Here is a 19,480-nt window from a genome sequence, read left to right as displayed (position 1 = left end):
AAGCTAAGGAGTGTCTATACTTGCATCGCTATCGGGGAAGACAGAAGCCCCTTAGTGCTGCATAGAGATTTCTGTAGGCTATGAAAATAGCCGCTGTCGGGGATGTAGTTTCCCAGCCTCCACCGGCGGCAATTTTTGTTAGAGTGGTAAAAGGCGCTGCCGTAAGGTGGTGCCTTTTTCTTTTTCAGGGTATAAGCTTTGTCAAAATTATCCATATATTAGTGCAATGCTATACTGCCTGAACCGGTAATGCTTAAACATCTCTGCAATACGCCATACATAGCCCAGATAGTTAGGAGTAGATATAGCTGCTGGCAGATAGTAACCCAACACAATCACTCAAACTTTCACATGAAAACACTCCTTACCCTACTAATCTTACTCACCTGCAGCTGTTTTGCCAAGGCCCAGAAGATAGACGCCGAGGCGGCAACCCGCTATTTCGAACTGACCGATAGTCTCCGTCAAGGCAAAAGGGTAAGCGATGAGCTTTGGAAAAATTTCCTCAGCCTTGAAGGCAACAATCAGTACATTCAAAATCACGCTTATAACGAGAAATACCTCAACCGCTTTCGCAAAGATCTGGAGGTGGTGTACATGCCCCAGCACGATAGTTTATTACAGGAACGACTGAAGAACCCACGGCAACATTACAATACGTACCTGATTTATTTTAACAAAGCCAACGAGCTACAGCTAAGAGATTATCTGCAAAATATACTCAATGATCAGGATGCTTACCTTGCTTCGCTCTACGTTGAGACCTACTCTATGCTCCCAAAGCGCATGCACCAAACAAAACCAGAGCTTACGTTATACTTTAACGCCCTGGGCAACGATGCAGTGGCTAATCATGGCAATGTGGTGCTGACCCTATGGGGAACCTATGTGTATGATCGGGAGAAGTATGGTATTCTGGGTGGCCATGAACTCCACCACGCAGTCAGAAAGCAGAAGAAATATGTGGTGGATGAGAAAGACGAAAGTCTGGTACAAATGCTGCAGCTATTGCTGAACGAAGGATCTCCTGACCTTATTGACAAGCACTACACGATGGCAGAAAGCGTGCCCGAGGATATGCGGTATGGAGGATACATTTTGGAACTCGGTGAAAAACAGCTTCCAAAGGTAGACGAAGCCATACGCGAGATAGCGGCAGGTACCAAAACTTACAGCACCTCAGAGCTGAAACAGCAGGTAATTGGAATGAGCGGTCATATACCCGGCTTTTACATGGCCGATGTGATCGCACGCAATGGGTTGAAGAAGAAGCTTATCGCTAACATCGATGATCCATTTCAGTTTGTATACCTGTACAACAAAGCTGCTAAAAAGGACAAAACGAAGCCCATGCTATTTTCTGAGGAGACAATTGCGTACCTGAAGCAAGTAGAAGCAAGCGCAAAACGACAGAACTAACATACATATGAAACAACTTAACTTATTGCTCCTCCTGCTCCTCCCCTTTTTGTTTGCCTGCAAAGACGAATGCGAAGGGATAGACTGCCTGTCTGAAGACGCTTTTGCCTTTACGATTAAGTCTGCGGAAAACGGCGAGGACCTGCTGTTTGGCAGCAACGCACAGTTAAACCAGGAGGATGTGGAAGTTTACTACATGCAGAACGGCGCCAGGCAAGCTGCTCCGTTTAAATTTGAGGCTAACTACGTAGTAGTTGCGTTGACTCCGGAAGTGACAGCCTATTACATTACCGCCTTAGACCAGACAGACACGATCAGGCTTGCCGTCTCCAGCACCGGACCAACAGAGTGCTGCCCACGCACGCAAAAAGTAGAAGACCTCACCGTAAATAACCAAACCCCAAATCAGGACAGCTGGGTAATTACGCTACAGAGGTAAGTTCTCTAATTGCCGCCATGTCTAACTACCTGAGCACTTTCTTCATTTCCCTGTTTGCCGTCAGCATGATACTGGCTGTAGCCTACCTGCTGGGCGTTACTTCCTTTTCATTTGCCTGGGCTCTTAATTTCATGCTGATGACGAGTGTGTCATCGCTCATGCAAACATTCAAACCAAAGCTGACAGCTACTTATTATAATGGCAAAGACTGGGAAAGGGATGGCAAGGTATACAGCTGGCTCGGTGTCAATATTTTCCGGAAGTTACTGGTATGGGTAGGCTGGGAGAAGCTTCACAAAGCTGCCAACCCCGTTAAAAAGGACCTGCAGGCATTAAAGAAGCTTGAATACAATACCCGGCAATCTGAATTCGGCACTTAGTCATCTTTTTCATCGTACTGGCAAGCGCTGCCTGGGTAGCCTTATACTATGGAATAAAGCAGTCGCTATGGCTGATGTCTCTGAATGTGATCCTGAACCTATACCCCATCCTGGTGCAGCGCTACAACCGTCCCCGGCTGCAAAGGGCAATTAAAGTCCGTGAGCTGAGTCCCTCTGCCAATGTGAGTGTCATGCAATAGCCAGAGCCTTCCCTATCTGGCAATTCCCAAACTCTCCAACTCCTCAACTCCCAAACTTATAGCAGTTCTTTCGCCGGCTCCCAGAACAGCTTCTCAAACTCCACCACCTGGTCATTCTCCACCTTCACTCCCTCCTGTTCCAGGCGCTCCTGCATGGCATTGGAAGCTTCGAAGTGCTGCTTGCCCGTCAGCATACCTACCCGGTTTACAACACGATGCGCTGGTATAGCGGCAAACGGCTGGGAGGCGATGAGCGCCCAACCGACCATGCGGGCAGACCCTTTTGAGCCCAGGTAGCTGGCAATGGCCCCGTAAGAGGTCACCCGCCCCTCCGGGATCAGTTTAACCACCTCATACACATCCTCAAAAAAGTTTTTCTTGCTGTCGCTCATGCCTTTGTGCAATTTCTTTTAATCTCATTTTAAACCTCTGAAGCCGCCGTTTGTCTTACAATAGTGCCTGTTGGTAGAGTTCAACTACCACATGCTTTATTATACCATGATAAGCATGTAAATTTAGTCGTTTTTCGCTATTGTCTATACGTTAAATACAAACCGTAATTTTTACCTTTGAGGTTAGATCACCTTAATCGAAGTTTAAACTTAAATGAACAAAACTGTCAAAACAATCCTTCTCCTGGTAGTAGCCGCTGTTGTGGGTTACCTGCTATACAACAAAGTATTTTCTGGTAACGAACAAGCACAGGCAAGCGGTCCTGGTGGCGGCCCTATGGCCCAGAAGGTGGCCGTGGACGTGTTTGTAGTCTCCCCTACCGCTTTCCAGAACAAGATTACCTCTACCGGCTCCGTTATACCGAACGAAGATGTGGAGTTGCGCAGCGAAATTTCAGGCCGCGTAACGGCTATCAACTTCAAAGAAGGCGCTCAGGTGAAGAAAGGACAGTTGCTCATGACCGTGAACGACGCAGACCTGCGCGCCCAACTGGCCAAGTTACAGTCTAACCAGAAGCTGTACCAGGACATGGAAGAGCGCCAGCGCACCCTGCTCGAAAAAGAATACATCAGCCGTCAGGAGTACGACCAGGTGAGCAATCAGCTGGCTACTGCCACAGCAGACATCCAGGCGCTGAGAGCAACATTGGACAAAGCCTATGTACGTGCCCCTTTTGATGGTGTGATCGGTTTGCGCCAGGTGAGTGAAGGCAGTTATGTTACACCAACCTCCCCTGTGGCCCGCATTGTGGATATCAGCCCTGTTAAAATCGACTTTTCTATACCTGGCCGCTACAGCCAGTCCGTAAAAGTAGGCGATAAGATCACTTTTACCTCCGAAGGCAGTGCAGAGCAGTATGAGGCCAGCATTTATGCCATACAACCGAATATCGACCCGGCGACACGCACCCTGCAGTTGCGTGCCCTGTACGAGAACAAGAACCAGGAGATAAAGCCCGGTGCTTTCGTGAAGGTGAGCCTTAGCCTGGAAGACATGGACGAGGCTATCCTGATCCCTACAGAGTCAATCATACCGGAGGCAACGGGCCACAAAATTTTCCTGGCCAAAGGCGGGAAGGCCCAGCCTAAAATGGTGAAGATTGGCCAACGCTCCGAAACGCTGATTCAGATCATCGAAGGAGTAGAGCCCGGTGACACCATCATCAGCTCGGGTATATTGCAGACACGCCCCGGTTCTGACTTAAATATCAGAAGAGTAGTAACATCTGGAGATGCACAATAACGACTTTAGTAGCGTTAGCATGATTGAGGAAGGGATGAACCTTTGTTCTGTTTCCCGGTCTGTTTAGTAAAAGACAATTATGGCAAGTTTATCAAATATAAGTATTAAGCGCCCGGTGCTCGCCATCGTGATGAGCATCACGATCATCGTGTTCGGTATCATCGGTATCACCTACCTGGCGTGCGTGAGTACCCAAGCGTGGACCCGCCAATCGTGAACGTATCGACCAGTTATGCCGGTGCTAATGCCGAAACGATTGAATCAGAGATCACAGAGCCGCTTGAGGAGTCTATCAACGGTATTGCAGGTATACGCACGCTTACCTCGTCGAGCAGCGAGGGCAACAGTAACATTACCGTCGAGTTTGACCTGGGTGTAGACCTGGAGGCCGCCGCCAATGACGTGCGCGACCGCGTGTCGAGAGCGCAGCGCCGACTGCCAGAGGATGCTGAGCCTCCTACCGTATCCAAAGCCGACGCGGATGCCAACCCGATTATCTTCCTGGGTATACGCAGCGAAACCCGTTCCCTGCTGGACTTGTCTGACATCGGTCAGAACGTGTTCAAAGAGCAGTTGCAGACAATACCGGGTGTGAGTGCCATTAACATCTGGGGTGACAAGCGCTACTCCATGCGCCTCTGGATGGACCCTGATAAGCTTTCTGCGCTACAAGTTACTCCATTGGAAGTACGCGACGCACTGGCCCGCCAGAACGTGGAGCTACCATCGGGCAGCATCGAGGGCGCTACAACGGAGCTCTCGGTGAGAACCATGGGACGTATCTCTACGCCAGAAGAGTTCAACGACCTGGTGGTGCGCGAAGATGCCAACCGCCTGATTCGTTTCCGCGACATCGGCTATGCGCAGCTGTCCCCTGAAAACGAAAAAACGGTATTGCGCTACAACGGCGTACCGATGATCGGTGTTGTGATCATTCCGCAGCCAGGCACCAACCAGGTGGAGATTGCCGACGAATTTTACCGCCGACTGGAGTTCATCAAAAAAGACATCCCGGAAGACCTGGAACTGACCATCGGCTTTGATAACTCGAAATATGTAAGGGCCTCCATTGCCGAGGTGAAGGAAACCATCTTCATCGCCTTCGGTCTGGTAGTGGTGATCATCTTCCTTTTCCTGCGTGACTGGCGCTCTACTATCATTCCGGTGGTGGCTATACCTGTTTCGCTTATCGGTGCTTTCTTCATCATGTATTTGATGAACTTCTCCATCAACGTGCTCACTTTGCTGGGTATCGTACTGGCCATTGGTTTGGTAGTGGATGATGCAATCGTAATGCTGGAGAACATTTACTCCCGCATTGAAGATGGGCAGGAACCGATGAAGGCCGCCAAGAAAGGTGCCAGTGAAATCTACTTTGCCATTATCTCCACGACCATTGCCCTGGCAGCTGTGTTTATGCCGGTAGCCTTCCTCGAGGACACGACCGGCCGTCTCTTCCGTGAATTTGGTATCGTGGTGGCAGGCTCTGTAATTATTTCCTCCTTCGTGTCGCTGACGCTGACCCCGATGATGTCGTCGCGCATGCTGAAGCACCGTGACAGACCAAACTGGTTCTACCGCAAAACAGAGCCTTTCTTCGCCGGTTTGACCAATGCCTACAGAAGCAGTCTGAACAGCTTCCTGACCTACCGTTGGGTGGCCTTTGTACTGGTTATCCTGTCTGCCGGTATCATTTGGTGGCAGTTCTCCACCATGCGTTCTGAGTTGACGCCGGATGAAGACAGAAGCGGCCTCGTATTCAAACTACTGGTCCTGAAGGAGCTTCCTTCGAGTTTATGGACAGGTATATGAACGAGCTTTCTGCCTTGGTGAATGACTCGGTGCAGGGCATCAGCAGTATGACTACCATGACGCGTAACTCTAACTCAGGTTTCATACGTCTCCGCCTGGTAGACCCTCAAGACCGTACGAAATCGCAGCAGCAAATTGTAGAGGAACTTCCTGGCTTGCTTAACCAAATACCGGGTGCCCGTGCCTTCGCTGCCGGTGACAAAGGCTTGGGAGGTGGACGAGGTGCCGGTCAGCCGGTATCTTATGTAGTGCAGGCCCAGAGTATGGCCAAGTTGCGCGAAATTATTCCTCCTTTCCTGGAAGCAGCACGCCAGAGTCCGGAATTCAACTTTGTGGATGTAAACCTGAAGTTTAACAAACCAGAACTCCGCGTTGAGATAGACCGTGAGAAAGCCCTGTCGATGGGTGTGAGCGTGCGCGATGTGGCCCAGACCATGCAGCTTGGCCTGAGCGGTCAGCGCTTCGGTTACTTTGTGCGCGGCGGCAAGCAGTACCAGATCTTAGGCAGGTAGCCCGTGAGAATCGCAGCGAACCTCTCGACCTGCGCAGCCTTTACGTGAAAAACAACGCCGGTGAACTGATCCAGCTTGACAACCTGATCGAGCTGAAAGAAGAAAGTTCATCGCCACAGATCTACCGCTTCAACCGTTTTGCCGCGGCTACTTTCAGCGCTACGCTGGTTAAAGGCTATACCATCGGCGATGGTATAGAGGCTATGGATGTTATTGCGAAGGATGTACTGGACGAGACTTTCCAGACTTCCCTGACCGGCCAGTCGAGAGACTTCCAGGAGAGCTCGGGCAGCTTGATGTTTGCCTTCTTATTGGCACTCGGCCTGATATACCTGGCCCTGGCAGCACAGTTTGAAAGCTTCCGTGACCCGATCATCATCATGTTCACGGTGCCGCTTGCCTTGGCAGGAGCTTTGTTGAGTTTATGGTATTTCGATCAGACACTGAACATCTTCAGCCAGATCGGTATGATCATGCTTGTGGGTCTGGTAACGAAGAACGGTATCCTGCTGGTAGAATTTGCCAACCAGAAGAAGGAACAGGGGCTGACCAAGCTGGAAGCAGCCAGAGAAGCCGCCGTATCCCGTTTCCGCCCTATCCTGATGACGAGTTTGTCTACGATCCTGGGTACCTTGCCAATTGCACTGGCATTGGGTGCCGGTTCTGAAAGCCGTGTTTCCATGGGTATAGCTGTGGTAGGTGGTCTGATCTTCGCCACCGGTCTGACGCTTTACATCATTCCGGCTATCTACTCTTTCTTCTCATCTGCGGAGGCGAATCTTGCCCTGATGTCGGACAAAGACGAAGAGGAAGAGTTAGAACGCAGAAAAGAGCGCAAGCAGGACAGAGAGCCGGTTCTGAGCAAATAATATCTAAAAATCTAATCTTTGACGCTAAGATTTAAACTTTTGCATTCAAATATAATGTCCCCACTTAGAGCTGCAGCGCTGTTCCTTTTAGGAGTAGTGCTGCTCTTCCCTAACAAACTTGCCGCACAGGAGCAGCTTTCGCTGCAGGATGCCATTCGCATTGGGCTTCAAAACAACTATGACATCCAGATCGCCACCCGGCAGGAGGCCATCGCAGAAAACAACGTAACCCGTGGCAATGCTGGTTTTCTTCCGAATGTAGATGCTCGCGGCGGCCGCACCTTTAGTGAGAACAACTCCCGCCAGTCCTTTCAGACAGGTCCGGACCGTACCCGTAACGGCGCCAGCTCCAACAACATCAACGGAAGTATCAACCTGAACTGGACCATCTTCGACGGCATGGGTATGTTCATCAACTATGAGCGGCTGAAGGCACTCGAGAAGTCCGGCATCTTGTTTACCCGCGAGACAGTGCAAAACACACTTGCCGCTATTTCTGACAACTATTTTGAGGTGGTACGCCAGTCACAGAAGATGCAGGCCATAGAAGATGCCATTGCCATCTCGCAGGCGCGGGTGGACATAGCCCAGGCGCAGTACGAGGTGGGTGTGAGCGCCAAAGTAGAGATCTTGCGCGCGCAGGTAGATTTTAACACAGACCGATCAGAACTGCTGGTACAGCAGGAAGCGCTGCAGAATGCAAAGATCAACCTGAACCAACTGCTCAGCCGCGACCCGGATATCGATTTTGTTGTGACAGACTCGATCGTAGTAGACCCTAGCCTGAGCTATAAGAATACGGATGCAGGTATGCTGGCCAACAACCCATTGCTGGAGCGTCTGAAAATTAACCGGGAGATTGCCAATCTGGATATCAAGGCAGTTCGCGCCAGTCGTTTCCCTGTGATCGGTGTGGTAGGTGCCTATAACTTCAACCGCTCAGAAAACGAACCTCTGAATGAATTCTCGCCCCTGTTTAACCAGAACCGTGGCTATAACTATGGCCTGAGTGTGAGCCTGCCAATCTTCAACGGGCTTAACATCAACCGGATGGCACAGAACGCCCGCATCAACCTGGAGTCTGCCAACCTGGAGTATCAACGTCAGCAGAACCTGCTGGATGCCTCATTGGCCAGAGCATATAGCCAGTACAGCAACAGACTACAGCTGCTGCAACTGGAGGAAACAAACCTGAAACTGGCACAGGAGAATGCCGCCATTGCCCTGGAGCGCTATCGTCTGGGTCTTTTGACGGCTATTGAGCTACGGGAGGCGCAGCGTAACCAACTTGTAGCAGAAAACCGACTGATCGATATCCAGTTCCAGGCAAAGGCTGCTGAAACTGAACTGAAACGCATCAGCAGCACACTGCTGCAGGACAGTAATTGATGATCATACCTTTAGGTATATATTGTAACCATCAGATAAAAGTATAGCCCAGGCTATACTTTTATCATTTAGGGCAGTATCTTAGCACTACACCCATTGTCACCACACCACCTGCATGGAACAGGAACTCTTCCAAGTACTAGCTATCTCACTAGGATTAGGCCTGTTGGTAGGCCTTCAGCGCCAGCATGATAATGCACAGATCGCCGGTATACGCACCTTCCCCCTCATCACGCTTTTTGGTAGCCTTACAGCCTTAATGGCGCAGCAACTTGGTGGCTGGATCGTGGGAGCCGGACTATTAGCTACTGCGGCCATTGTGGTAGCGGCTAATCTGCTGAAAAAGAGAGAGCCTATTCCTGATATAGGTCAGACAACTGAAGCTGCTCTCCTGCTGATGTATGTAATCGGCGCATACCTGGTGTTCGGTAGCAAGACAGTAGCCGTAGCTCTGGGTGCCACCGTAGCAGTATTGCTACACCTGAAAGCTACCCTGCACGGAATCGTGGCCCGCATCGGCCAGCAGGACCTGACAGCCATCATGCAGTTTGTCGTGATCTCCCTTGTCATTCTGCCTATACTCCCGGATACAGAATATGGACCTTACCAGGTACTGAACCCGCACAACATCTGGCTGATGGTCGTACTGATTGTTGGCATCGGTCTGCTGGGCTATTTCGTCTATAAAATATTCGGTAACAGAGCAGGCACCTTTCTGGGTGGTGTGCTCGGTGGACTCATCTCCAGCACAGCCACCACCGTGAGCTACGCCCGCCGAACCAAAAATGCGAAGGGCAGTGGGCAAATGGCTGCGATCGTTATTTTCATCGCCTCCACAGTTTCCTTCATCCGCATTCTGACGGAGGTTGTCATTGTAGCGCCAACCACCCTGCCTGCGGTAGCTCCTCCCCTACTAGCGGTTATTGCGCTTATGGTCGTGACAGGCCTGGTAGCTTACTTCGCTAACAAGGAGGAAAGCGACCAGATGCCTGAGCAGGAAAACCCGGCGCAGCTTAAGGCAGCCCTTGTCTTCGGCGCTGTCTACGGACTCGTAATCCTGGCGACTGCTGCCGCTGCAGACTACCTGGGAGACAGTGGTCTTTACATTGTCGCCATCATTTCGGGCCTGACCGATGTGGATGCCATTACCCTCTCTACTTCCAGACTGATGAACCTGGGCAACCTGTCCCCTGAAAGTGGCTGGCGCGTGATCCTGGTGGCCGGGCTGTCCAACATTGCCTTCAAAGGTGCGCTGGTTGGCTTTTTAGGAAACAAAGGATTGCTCGCTAAAATATCGCTCTTGTTTGGCATTGTGCTGCTGGGAGGGCTTCTGGTGCTGTGGTGGTGGCCTGAAGGCTATACCCTGCAGGTATAAGCGGCAGCACCCCATGCTGCCTCCTGACCGACTCCTGATGAATACGGTCGAACAGCTGCGTGATAAACTCCTCATTGAGATTCTTGCTCGAGGCAAGGCTGGCGTGCTTTTCCAGTAGCTCCGTCCATCTTTCCTCCTGGAACACAGGCAGGCCATGCTGCATTTTATACTGGCCTATCTCGGCGGCAACCTGCATGCGGTAGCTCAGCAAATCAATCAGTTGCTCATCGATGTAATCAATGGAGTGGCGCATGTCGCTCAGGTCAGCAGCCGACCTGGTATTAGCGGCCAGTGGGCGACCACTCAGTTTTGCCAGCATTTCTTTGAGCGCCTGCGGGCTTATCTGCTGAGCGGCATCACTCCAGGCGGCTTCCGGTTGAATGTGCGTTTCTATCATCAGGCCGTCCATGTGCAGTGCCAGTGCTGTTTCGGCTATACCTGCCAGCAACTCACGGTTACCGGCAATGTGGCTGGGATCGTTGATCAGCAGCAGGTCAGGGCGTAGCTCCTTCAGTGTCATGGGCATGTTCCACTCCGGATTGTTGCGGTACACCGACTTGCCCAGCGGCGAGATGCCCCGGTGTATGGCACCTGTCTGACTTATACCTGCTTTCTCCAATCGTTCTATGGCTCCCAGCCAAAGTTGCACATCCGGGTTCACTGGATTTTTAACCAGCACCGGTATATCCACACCTTTCAGGGCATCCGCAATTTCCTGGACAGCGAATGGGTTGGCCGTAGTGCGTGCACCGATCCACAGCACATCAATGCCATGCTGGAGGCACTGCTGTACATGTATGGTATTGGCTACTTCTGTTGCTACACGCAAGCCCGTCTCCCGTTGAACCCGCTGCAGCCAGGCGAGCCCGGGCGTACCTACACCCTCAAAAGAGCCCGGACGTGTTCTTGGTTTCCAGATGCCAGCCCTGAAAATACTTACTCCAGCGTCTTTCAGCTGGTGAGCGGTGGCCAGCACCTGCTCCTCTGTTTCAGCGCTGCAAGGTCCCGCTATGATGAGCGGCTGTTCTTGGGTGTTTAGTTTACCTACAGATTTCATATTCGTATTAGTTTGAGCGATTGTAATTCCGTCTTTCATAGCTTCCGTTTCGGAGCTTTGGATGCGTGTTGATGGATCGAACATAATCATTTGATTATAGCGTATGTGCTGTGTATTTCCCTAGCAGTTGAATGGATACAGCAAGTGATTCGATATCAGCGAGCAGCTGAGCCAGTTGCCCTTCAGATTCAAAGCGCAGGTCCAGATAGTAGCGATAATGCCATGGCTGACCAGGTATAGTCATCGACTCGATTTTGGCAAGATGTATGTTCCAATTGTGCAGCAGTGCCATGGCTTGTGTAAAAGCCTCTGGATCCGATTTCAACACCAGGCTGATAGAAGCCTTGTTGCAGGCAGTAGGTGTCTGCGGTAACCTGTCCAGTATTAGAAAGCGAGTATAGTTTTGCTTGCTCGCTTCGATCTCTTTGCCGAGCACGATCAGGCCGTTTCGGGCGATGGCCAGCGCGCTGCCGATGGCAGCCATTTCCGTAGAGCCTGCGATGGCCACATCCCGTATGCTCAGCGCCGTGTCCTCCGACTCGATCAGCTCTACCTCGGGGTAGGCCTCAAAGAAGGGCCGGCACTGGTTCAGGGCCATGTAGTGGGAGTATACCTTGCGGATGCTCTGAAGCGACGATCCGGGCACCCCGCCTAGATGCTGGCGAATACGCATGATCACTTCGTCACTGATCCACAGTTGCTGCTCCCTTATCAGTTCCAGGTTATGTTGTATAGTGCCTGAGATGGTATTCTCTATTGCCATGATGCCTTTGTCAGCCAAGCCGGAGGCAACTGCCGCTGCCAGTTCCCGGAAAGTGAGGCAAGGCACTATCTCAATGGTTCATGGCTGAACCGAAGTCTGGCAGCTTCTTCATGAAATGCTCCCGCTATACCTTGAATTGCGATTTTCATATGAATACGAAAAAAAAAACGCCCCGAAGAAATACTCCGGGGCGCTGGTGATAATTTACTTTAAAGTATAATCAATACAGCCCCGGGCGTTTACCAAAAAAGTAAAAGCTAAAACCGAAGCCGCTATAGAAATTTTGTTGTGTAAGATGCATCTCTCGTGCTAGTCTAAAATAAAAAAGGCCCCGCTTGCTGCGGGGCCCCTATATGGTTACATATACCTTTTCCCGCTTCAGTCCTTTGGAGGAAAAAAGTAAAAAAAGAAGGTATAAGAATTCTGTTGCTTGTTCATTTCAACCGCCAATATAGAGACTTTTCACAGAACGCCAATTTATTTTCGCTTCTTTTTGGCGAATGCAGGTCTCCTTAAGTAATTATATTTCAGAATATTTCTTCAGCCATTGCATCATATATCTGCTTTTAAAGCTCACAGACGCACTTTATCAGATTCACAAAGATCAACAGTGTCTGCAGCCCCCTCTATTAAACGGCCATGGCCTCGCAATTGTAAAATTTTTATCGTACATTGTAAAAAAAATAAATGAACCTATATGCCTTCCACTATGTAGTAGGTATATAATTAAACAACACAGAATGAATAACGGAACAGTAAAATTCTTTAATGACCTGAAAGGTTTTGGTTTTATTAAGGAAGACAACACAGATCAGGAGTACTTTGTACACGTGACTGGCCTGGTACATGAAATCCAGGAAAACGACAAAGTGACTTTTGACCTGCAAGAAGGAAGAAAAGGACTAAACGCGATTAACGTTAAGCGTGCTTAGTTTTCAGATATAAGTCATTTCGAAAAAAGCCTTACCTGCGGGTGAGGCTTTTTTTCATTTCGATGTGCATGTTTTGCACCACTCTCCCGTTATTAGAATGCCGCCCTGGCAATGTTTCACCTAACCCCTCCTTACGATGAATAGAAGATACCTGGTAGACACTACCACTCGCGAGTACATCTGCGTAGCCCTCCAAAAAGGACAGGACTGGACCCCAAACAATCAGGATTCCCTCCCAAAGTTCATGAACTCTCGTACAAACAAAGACCAACCCGACTTCGAGCTTGTAACCGGCGAATATAACGACAATTCATTTTTTGAAAAGTGGATTCGCAATGGCACAAACTTCCTGTTCAGGTACTAAAAAGCCTGCATACCAGCATACCATCATTTTATAGATCATTTAACAGCATATATGGGTAGATCACAAGAAACCTTCAGTAAAAAAGAAAAAGAGAAGAAGAGACTTAAGAAAAGACAAGACAAAGAGCAGAAGCGCGAGGAGCGCAAGGCTAATTCTGACAAGGGCAAAGACGTAGAGGAAATGTTCGCCTACGTGGATGAGTTCGGCAATATCACGGATACGCCGCCAGACCCTACGAAGAAGAAAAAAGACATCAAACAGGAAGACATCCAGATCGGTGTCGCTAAACAGGCGGAGCTTGACCCGGCTGACCTGATCCGTAAGGGTACTGTTTCGTTTTTCAACGAATCGAAAGGCTATGGCTTTATACAGGACCACGTTACGCAAGAGCGTGTCTTTGTGCATCAGAATGGCCTGGTGAATACGATCAAGGAAAATGATCGTGTAACTTTTGAGGTTGAGAAAGGCCCGAAAGGATTGAATGCTGTAAACGTTAAACTGGCGTAATCCCCTCTGGCTCAAAAGCTTCAAAACATAGCTTAAGCCATCCGGTTTAACTTAGGTGATTATAATCTGAAAATCTCCTGCTATTGTCAGCTATTATGCTGACTGCAGGAGATTTTTTTGTTGTATACAGTTTCCCGGTCTCTGCTCTTCATAACTTTACAGCAAGACCGGCGAAAATAAAGCACACCTTAATAAATGGATACGATAAATACCCCGAAGGCCTTGATTTTACAGGAGGCTCAGCAACAATTTTTCAACCAAGGTTACAGTAAAGTATTGATGGCTGACCTGGCAAAACAGCTGGGCATGAGCAAAAAAACGCTTTACCAGTATTTCAGAGGAAAAGAAGAGTTGCTGCATGCCGTCATCAAAAACTATTTGGAAGAACTGCAGCGTGATGTAGAAAGCCTGCTTCAACAGGAAGCTTCCAACTTTGTCAGTAAGGCAGAGCAGGTTTTTCGCACAGTCGGGCAGCGCTTCGCCCGTATCAACGGACAGTTACTCACCGACATCCGGAAGCATACCCCAAAAACCTGGCAACTGCTCCAGCAGTACCGCGCTGAAGCAGCTTTTAAAAGGTTCAAAACTTTGCTGGATGAGGGCAACCAAAAAGGCTTTATCCGGAAGGACGCAAACATCTCACTAGCCGTGCTGCTCTACGCTAGTGCACTGGAGAAAATCCTGGATCCCGAGTTTATCAGTCAGGTCCCCCCGGAACTGATGCAAGACATCAACTACACCCCTTCTGCCGTGTATGAGGGCCTGGCAAGTCTTATTTTCCACGGCCTGCTGGAGAAAAAATAAATATTAGCCTGCTTTTATTAACCACAGTAAAAGTTATAGCTATACCTGAACCAGTAAAACAATCAATTGAAATACAATAGGTTCTGCTTGATGTTAATTAAAATATAATTATATTTAGTAAAGTTTTTACGTTTCTCTAACATCAGCAGCCTATGAGAATTAAAGCTTTACTCCTGCTCCCCTTGCTGGCCGCCGTATTGGCCTCCTGTTCCAATGGCGAGGAAGAAATAAAAAAGTTATACCCACAAAAAGTGGTGATCGGCAGCACGACCCATGACTTCTATTATGACCAGGGAAGGATATACAGCGTTACGACTAATCGTCCTAACTTTTATGAGGAGGTGACCTATACCTATTTTGATGATTACTTCAGAGAACCTGTCCATTGGTTTAAGGATGAAATAGCCGAAGTAAATTACAGACCTGATGTGGGCCCCATTGGCTGGGACAGAAGTGATTCCGTTATAAGGAGGCAAGAGACAATCTGGACCAGGTCAGAGGATGGCCTCATACCTAGAGAAGGACAAATTGTATACCTGCATGGGCGTTCGTTAAGGAATCATATTACACATCAATACGACTCCGTAAAAAGATTGACCTCCTCTTTTTACCACTACAATAACTCAAACCTGAATCATACATTAATATATGACGCTGACCCAAGGTATATCCATAAAAAGATAAACTATACCTATAATAAGCAGGGCAAGCTCCAAAAAGCGGCTTTCTTCGTCCCAAGCTCCGAAACTTCCTACCTGACCATTGAGCTGGAATACGACGAAAAGCCCGGCTACCTGCAAAGTTTGCCCCTCGAAGCCAGGTTTATGCCGCTGGAACTGCCTTACCGCAGCCACAACATCACCAGGTACACGGTGAAAGACCGGGATGGCAATGTCCGGAAAGACCTCTCCTATACCTGCAGCTATGAATATAATCAGGACGGCTACCCTACCAAAATCAAAAGAACTATGCTGGACGGGCAGGAACTGGAAGGGTATATCGTGTACAAGGCTTCCATAGGAAAACCGGAGGTAGCAGAAGCCAGTCTGGGAACAGAGAAATAGGTATAACTCAAGCAAGGCATCCTGAAGCAAGTTAAAAGTCTTGACCAGGGCCTAAAACAAAAAGCCCATCAATCGGTGATTGATGGGCTTTGCTCTTTGGTATCGCTACCAGCAGAGAGTGAGGGATTCGAACCCCCGGACCTGTTACAGTCAACGGTTTTCAAGACCGCCGCGTTCGACCACTCCGCCAACTCTCTGTAATTGAATCGAGCACAAAAGTATAGTGCTGAGCCGAATTTTCAAAACTATACGCAATTATTTTTCGCTTGTTCGTGCCACAAAGGCATAAGCGGCTGATTTATAAGCTGAAAATTTTTCAAGAATACACGTTAGCCGAAGGCGCTCCCCAAGAATCTATACCTTGATTTTACACTATGCCGCTGCCGAAGTGGCTTTCTCAGCAGTTTGGGCTGTCTTGCGGGTAAGTCGCTTCGTCACCGTATCAATGCTCACATTGATCTCAAAACCCAGGATCAGGATCATGGACACAAAGTCAAGCCAGATCATCAAACCGATGAGGCCCCGATGGAGCCGTAAAATTTGTTGTAGGTATCGAAAGCACTAATGTAAAGCGAGAAGATCATCGATACCACAAAAATAAGGATGGTTGCTACCACAGCGCCTGCCGAGAAGAAAGGCCACTTGTCCTGTATGGCTGGTACGTAGTAGTAGATGAGCGAGGTTGCCAGCAGAAAGAGCAGTATGATCGCCACGTACTTCAGCATCACGATCAGAGTATAGGTATAGCTCTCGGTCACGACCTCGTAAAAAACTAACACATCTAAGATCCACTGCCCAAAGAAGATCGCCGCCACTGCCAGAAACAGGATAGATGAAAGCGCTACGGTGAGGACCGTGGCAATCACCCGCTTTTTCAGGTATGGCCGCTTATAGAAGGTATGGTATTTTTTGTCGAAGGCATCCATCAACGACATGATACCATTGGTGGACAGAATCAGGGCAAAGAGAAAACCGAAGGAGAGCAGTCCCCCACGTGGCTTGTTCACAATGTCATCGATGGTGCCGTAGGCCACGGTGTACATCTCCTCGGGCAGAAAGTCAGCCAGAAAGTTAAGAATGCTCTCGCCCAGGTCCAGCGACAGAATGCTGGGCATGTAAGGTATGAGCGTGAACAGAAAGATGATGGTCGGGAATATGGCCAGCGTGAAGTTAAAGGCCATGTATGAGGCACGCTTGGTAATGGAATCCAGCCTGAGCTCGCCCAGCAACACATCGGCCACATCGTATACCGAAGACTGGCCGTTGTTAAAGCGCCACCTCTTCAGGAACACGATGAATTTGCGATACGCTCTGCGGCGCTTCAGATATTGCTGGTTCAGCCTCATTCGCTATAGTATCCGTCCAACTTCTGGTGTATGAGCGCAGGTATAGCCGTCGGGCGCCCTGATTTCATATCGACAAACACCATCGTGGTCTCTCCCACATTCAGCAGTGTCTGTTCCTCGTTATACACCTCGTACTCAAACTTTATACGCGAGCCATGCGGCTTGTGCTTAAGAAAGAGCTTAATCGTCAGCAGATCGTCGTACTTGGCCGGGCGGATATACTTGCACTTGAGTTCCAGCACAGGCATCATAGTGCCGGTCGCTTCCATCTCCTTGTAGTGTATCCCCAGCCTTCTGAACACCTCCGTGCGGGCCACTTCATAGTAGGCCGCATAGTTGCCATAGTAGACATAGCCCATCTGGTCGGTTTCGGCGTAGCGTACGCGTATCTGTACTTCTGATTCGAACATGTTGATTGTTAATTATTGGTTGTTGATTGTTAATTGATGGAAGATGATTGCGGAGAGTATAGCGTGGTTAACTAGCTCGTGTTTCAGAAATGCTATACCTGCTCAAGTTTAGCGAACAACAATCAGCAATTAACGATCAACAATTATTTCAAAATATTCCGCTGCGTCAGTGCTCGCTGATAGCGGCGAGCATTGGCAATGTGCTCGGCATGCGTCACGGCAAAGCTGTGGTAGCCGGAGAAGTCTTCCTTGGCGCAGAAGTAAATGTACTTATGCTTTTCCGGGTTTAGCACCGCGTCAATGCTGGAGATATCCGGCACGTTGATCGGGCCCGGAGGCAAGCCTGCATATCGGTAGGTGTTGTAAGGTGAGTCGTGCTGCAGGTGCACGTTGAGCACGCGGCGGATCGAGAAGTCACGCACCGCATAAACCACAGTCGGGTCGGCCTCCAGTTTCATGCCTTTCTGCAGTCGGTTAAGGTATACGCCGGCCACACGTGGCTTTTCGTCGTTCTTGATCGTCTCAGCCTGCACAATAGAAGCCAACGTGGAAACCTCTTTTGGAGAGAGCCCCATCTTCTCAGCCTTGGCTTTGCGCTCATCCGTCCAGAAGCGGTCGTACTCAGTCTTCATGCGCTGCATAAGTTCCGGTGCCGTGATGGTCCAGTATACCTCGTATGTATTTGGGATGAACATGCTCACCACGGTGGTGGTGTCGAAACCGAGCGTTTGCAGGTACTCCTGGTCATTGAGCAGGCTGTCTATTTCGGCAGCCGATGGCTCTACGGATGTGGCCAGTTTCTCGGCCAGCTGACTTCGTAGCCGGATGTTGTTGAAGGTGAGCTTTAGCGGAGACTGCTCTCCCAGTCGCAATACGCCGATAAGTTGGCGATTGCCCCAGCCGTTCTCGATCTTGTACCTGCCCGGCTTCACCAGTTCGTCGTAGTCCATGAGCTTGGCCATGAAGCGCAGCGACAGGCGGTCGATGATCACGCCGGTTGCCTCTACGGAGTCGAGGGCCTGCTTGTAGTCAGCGCCGGTTGGGATATATACATAGGTGTCCTGCCCTTTGGTGTCTACGTTAGCGGTATACACGATCTGGTAGGCATAGTAGGAAAAGCTCACAAACAGGAATAGCAGCAGCACAATGATGCCGGGTATCCACATGCTTTTCTCTTTCTTGACGCGTCTGCGTGGAGTGACTTCGTTAGCCATAATGTAATTAATAGTCCCGGATAAGGATGTAGGTTCCGGGCTCGTTTAGTTTAGGCTACAAAAATAACACTAATCTTGCTTATCTGACTAATTTTGAGCTGGCATCTGTCCTAAAGTCTCTATTTACCAACCTCAAGGGCTATACCTGCAACGCAGACGGCTTTTATGCAGTATGCCTTACTTTATGCACTAACAAGCAAACCCAAACTATGGCCAACGCTGTTTTCCTCCAGATACACCCGGACAATCCACAGCCAAAAAAAATACAGGAAGCCGTCGAGATCCTTCGCAACGGCGGCATTATCATCTATCCGACCGACACCATTTACGGCCTTGGCTGCGACATTCACAATACCAGGGCGGTGGAGCGTGTCTGCCAGATCAAAGGTGTAAAACCCGACAAGGTAAACCTTTCTTTCATCTGCTCCGACCTGACCCACATTTCCGACTACGCCAAGATCGACACGCCCACTTACAAGGTGATGAAAAAGGCGCTGCCCGGTCCCTTTACCTTTGTGCTCGACGCCAGCAGCCGCGTGCCGCGCTATGCCGGCAGCAAGAAAAAAACGGTAGGTATACGCGTGCCCGACAATAAAATAAGCCCTGGCACTGGTGCAGGAGCTTGGCAACCCGATCCTATCCACCTCCATCCGCGACGAAGACGAAGTGATTGAGTACAGCACCGACCCAGAGTTGATCTATGAAAAATACCGCAACCTGGTAGATGGTGTAATAGACGGTGGCCCTGGCAACAACGTAGCCTCTACCGTAGTCGACGCTGCCAACAATTTCGAAGTGCTGCGGGAAGGCGCGGGTGATATTGAGGAATTCTTATAAGTTTAGGAGTTGGGGAGTTTAGGAGTTTGAGAGGTATGGGTTATTGAATTTTGATTGACGGGGTGAATTGAAATCTTGTGGTAAAGAAGCAA

19 protein-coding genes, 1 tRNA gene and 2 pseudogenes are annotated in these 19,480 nt (G+C 49.5%); 14 read left to right on the top strand and 8 right to left on the bottom strand.

What is annotated here, in order from left to right; translation table 11 throughout:
* Nucleotides 1–351: 351 nt before the first annotated feature.
* From O71_RS03820 to O71_RS26280, 4 genes are read left to right on the top strand one after another with little or no spacing between them, the layout of a single operon-like run.
* The gene (locus tag O71_RS03820) at nt 352–1,419 is read left to right on the top strand and encodes a DUF5700 domain-containing putative Zn-dependent protease (RefSeq protein WP_007653397.1); all 1,068 of its coding nucleotides are present in this window, start codon (nt 352–354) and stop codon (nt 1,417–1,419) included.
* Between the two features lie 7 nt (nt 1,420–1,426).
* Nucleotides 1,427–1,858, top strand: coding sequence for a hypothetical protein (locus tag O71_RS03815; protein WP_007653394.1), 432 nt, complete (start codon nt 1,427–1,429; stop codon nt 1,856–1,858).
* Between the two features lie 17 nt (nt 1,859–1,875).
* Nucleotides 1,876–2,238, top strand: coding sequence for a hypothetical protein (locus tag O71_RS26285; protein WP_007653392.1), 363 nt, complete (start codon nt 1,876–1,878; stop codon nt 2,236–2,238).
* Entirely contained in the window at nt 2,226–2,438 is a 213-nt protein-coding gene (locus O71_RS26280) for a hypothetical protein (RefSeq protein WP_369750876.1), read from the top strand. The genes O71_RS26285 and O71_RS26280 overlap by 13 nt, the downstream gene beginning before the upstream one ends.
* Nucleotides 2,439–2,494: 56 nt before the next feature.
* On the opposite strand, the gene O71_RS03805 is transcribed toward O71_RS26280, so the two are convergent.
* Nucleotides 2,495–2,830 (bottom strand): MGMT family protein, encoded by a 336-nt coding sequence (locus O71_RS03805; protein WP_040573585.1) that lies wholly within the window; start codon nt 2,828–2,830, stop codon nt 2,495–2,497.
* Between the two features lie 214 nt (nt 2,831–3,044).
* Between O71_RS03805 and O71_RS03800 the strand changes: the two genes are divergently transcribed.
* The 4 genes and pseudogenes from O71_RS03800 to O71_RS03785 all read left to right on the top strand — a co-directional run bounded on the left by O71_RS03800 (nt 3,045) and on the right by O71_RS03785 (nt 10,090).
* On the top strand, nt 3,045–4,133 hold the full coding sequence (locus tag O71_RS03800) for an efflux RND transporter periplasmic adaptor subunit (protein ID WP_007653386.1): 1,089 nt from the start codon (nt 3,045–3,047) through the stop codon (nt 4,131–4,133).
* Nucleotides 4,134–4,212: 79 nt separating this feature from the next.
* A pseudogene (locus O71_RS03795) lies at nt 4,213–7,326 on the top strand (efflux RND transporter permease subunit).
* A 54-nt stretch (nt 7,327–7,380) separates the two neighbouring features.
* A complete protein-coding gene (locus tag O71_RS03790) occupies nt 7,381–8,715 on the top strand; it encodes a TolC family protein (RefSeq protein ID WP_007653383.1) in 1,335 nt (444 codons plus the stop codon).
* A gap of 115 nt (nt 8,716–8,830) precedes the next feature.
* Nucleotides 8,831–10,090: an MgtC/SapB family protein gene (locus O71_RS03785; RefSeq protein WP_007653378.1), complete on the top strand. Its 1,260-nt coding sequence runs from the start codon at nt 8,831–8,833 to the stop codon at nt 10,088–10,090.
* Here the strand turns inward: O71_RS03785 and O71_RS03780 are convergent.
* A complete protein-coding gene (locus O71_RS03780) occupies nt 10,002–11,231 on the bottom strand; it encodes a bifunctional 3-deoxy-7-phosphoheptulonate synthase/chorismate mutase type II (RefSeq protein ID WP_237717696.1) in 1,230 nt (409 codons plus the stop codon). The two genes, O71_RS03785 and O71_RS03780, sit on opposite strands and share 89 nt — an antisense overlap.
* A 10-nt stretch (nt 11,232–11,241) precedes the next feature.
* Entirely contained in the window at nt 11,242–11,976 is a 735-nt protein-coding gene (locus tag O71_RS03775; protein ID WP_007653375.1) for a prephenate dehydratase domain-containing protein, read from the bottom strand.
* Between the two features lie 674 nt (nt 11,977–12,650).
* On the opposite strand from O71_RS03775, the gene O71_RS03770 reads away from it, so the two are divergent.
* The 5 genes from O71_RS03770 (at nt 12,651) to O71_RS23665 (ending at nt 15,581) form a co-directional block, all read left to right on the top strand.
* A complete protein-coding gene (locus O71_RS03770; RefSeq protein WP_007653373.1) occupies nt 12,651–12,842 on the top strand; it encodes a cold-shock protein in 192 nt (63 codons plus the stop codon).
* Between the two features lie 136 nt (nt 12,843–12,978).
* On the top strand, nt 12,979–13,206 hold the full coding sequence (locus O71_RS03765) for a hypothetical protein (RefSeq protein WP_007653367.1): 228 nt from the start codon (nt 12,979–12,981) through the stop codon (nt 13,204–13,206).
* A gap of 51 nt (nt 13,207–13,257) precedes the next feature.
* The gene (locus O71_RS03760; RefSeq protein ID WP_007653365.1) at nt 13,258–13,713 is read left to right on the top strand and encodes a cold-shock protein; all 456 of its coding nucleotides are present in this window, start codon (nt 13,258–13,260) and stop codon (nt 13,711–13,713) included.
* Nucleotides 13,714–13,908: 195 nt separating this feature from the next.
* Entirely contained in the window at nt 13,909–14,517 is a 609-nt protein-coding gene (locus O71_RS03755) for a TetR/AcrR family transcriptional regulator (protein WP_007653363.1), read from the top strand.
* Between the two features lie 152 nt (nt 14,518–14,669).
* Nucleotides 14,670–15,581 carry a hypothetical protein gene (locus O71_RS23665; protein WP_155800486.1) on the top strand — a complete coding sequence of 304 codons (912 nt, stop codon included), beginning with the start codon at nt 14,670–14,672 and terminating at the stop codon, nt 15,579–15,581.
* A 112-nt stretch (nt 15,582–15,693) separates the two neighbouring features.
* On the opposite strand, the gene O71_RS03745 is transcribed toward O71_RS23665, so the two are convergent.
* The 5 genes from O71_RS03745 to mltG form a co-directional block, all read right to left on the bottom strand.
* Nucleotides 15,694–15,778, bottom strand: a tRNA-Ser gene (locus O71_RS03745).
* Between the two features lie 175 nt (nt 15,779–15,953).
* Nucleotides 15,954–16,091, bottom strand: a complete 138-nt coding sequence (locus O71_RS25090) for a hypothetical protein (protein ID WP_237717695.1) — start codon at nt 16,089–16,091, stop codon at nt 15,954–15,956.
* Entirely contained in the window at nt 16,088–16,927 is an 840-nt protein-coding gene (locus tag O71_RS03740; protein WP_007653359.1) for a YihY/virulence factor BrkB family protein, read from the bottom strand. Before O71_RS03740 ends, O71_RS25090 begins: the two co-directional genes overlap by 4 nt.
* A complete protein-coding gene (locus O71_RS03735; protein WP_007653357.1) occupies nt 16,924–17,337 on the bottom strand; it encodes a thioesterase family protein in 414 nt (137 codons plus the stop codon). Before O71_RS03735 ends, O71_RS03740 begins: the two co-directional genes overlap by 4 nt.
* Before the next feature lie 143 nt (nt 17,338–17,480).
* Nucleotides 17,481–18,551: an endolytic transglycosylase MltG gene (gene mltG, locus O71_RS03730; protein ID WP_155800484.1), complete on the bottom strand. Its 1,071-nt coding sequence runs from the start codon at nt 18,549–18,551 to the stop codon at nt 17,481–17,483.
* A 209-nt stretch (nt 18,552–18,760) separates the two neighbouring features.
* On the opposite strand from mltG, the pseudogene O71_RS03725 reads away from it, so the two are divergent.
* Nucleotides 18,761–19,388: pseudogene (locus O71_RS03725) on the top strand (L-threonylcarbamoyladenylate synthase).
* Nucleotides 19,389–19,480: the final 92 nt, after the last annotated feature.

This window comes from Pontibacter sp. BAB1700 (genome assembly GCF_000277005.1).
Taxonomy (GTDB): Bacteria; Bacteroidota; Bacteroidia; order Cytophagales; family Hymenobacteraceae; genus Pontibacter; species Pontibacter lucknowensis.
This window is presented reverse-complemented; position numbering and strand designations above follow the sequence as displayed.

What these genes read in the sequence shown, in the direction of transcription:
- O71_RS03820 (WP_007653397.1), top strand. Translation starts at nt 352, where the DNA reads ATGAAAACACTCCTTACCCTACTAATCTTACTCACCTGCAGCTGTTTT.
- O71_RS03815 (WP_007653394.1), top strand. Translation starts at nt 1,427, where the DNA reads ATGAAACAACTTAACTTATTGCTCCTCCTGCTCCTCCCCTTTTTGTTT.
- O71_RS26285 (WP_007653392.1), top strand. Translation starts at nt 1,876, where the DNA reads ATGTCTAACTACCTGAGCACTTTCTTCATTTCCCTGTTTGCCGTCAGC.
- O71_RS03805 (WP_040573585.1), bottom strand. Translation starts at nt 2,830, where the DNA reads ATGAGCGACAGCAAGAAAAACTTTTTTGAGGATGTGTATGAGGTGGTT.
- O71_RS03800 (WP_007653386.1), top strand. Translation starts at nt 3,045, where the DNA reads ATGAACAAAACTGTCAAAACAATCCTTCTCCTGGTAGTAGCCGCTGTT.
- O71_RS03790 (WP_007653383.1), top strand. Translation starts at nt 7,381, where the DNA reads ATGTCCCCACTTAGAGCTGCAGCGCTGTTCCTTTTAGGAGTAGTGCTG.
- O71_RS03785 (WP_007653378.1), top strand. Translation starts at nt 8,831, where the DNA reads ATGGAACAGGAACTCTTCCAAGTACTAGCTATCTCACTAGGATTAGGC.
- O71_RS03780 (WP_237717696.1), bottom strand. Translation starts at nt 11,231, where the DNA reads ATGTTCGATCCATCAACACGCATCCAAAGCTCCGAAACGGAAGCTATG.
- O71_RS03770 (WP_007653373.1), top strand. Translation starts at nt 12,651, where the DNA reads ATGAATAACGGAACAGTAAAATTCTTTAATGACCTGAAAGGTTTTGGT.
- O71_RS03765 (WP_007653367.1), top strand. Translation starts at nt 12,979, where the DNA reads ATGAATAGAAGATACCTGGTAGACACTACCACTCGCGAGTACATCTGC.
- O71_RS03760 (WP_007653365.1), top strand. Translation starts at nt 13,258, where the DNA reads ATGGGTAGATCACAAGAAACCTTCAGTAAAAAAGAAAAAGAGAAGAAG.
- O71_RS03755 (WP_007653363.1), top strand. Translation starts at nt 13,909, where the DNA reads ATGGATACGATAAATACCCCGAAGGCCTTGATTTTACAGGAGGCTCAG.
- O71_RS23665 (WP_155800486.1), top strand. Translation starts at nt 14,670, where the DNA reads ATGAGAATTAAAGCTTTACTCCTGCTCCCCTTGCTGGCCGCCGTATTG.
- O71_RS03740 (WP_007653359.1), bottom strand. Translation starts at nt 16,927, where the DNA reads ATGAGGCTGAACCAGCAATATCTGAAGCGCCGCAGAGCGTATCGCAAA.
- O71_RS03735 (WP_007653357.1), bottom strand. Translation starts at nt 17,337, where the DNA reads ATGTTCGAATCAGAAGTACAGATACGCGTACGCTACGCCGAAACCGAC.
- mltG (WP_155800484.1), bottom strand. Translation starts at nt 18,551, where the DNA reads ATGGCTAACGAAGTCACTCCACGCAGACGCGTCAAGAAAGAGAAAAGC.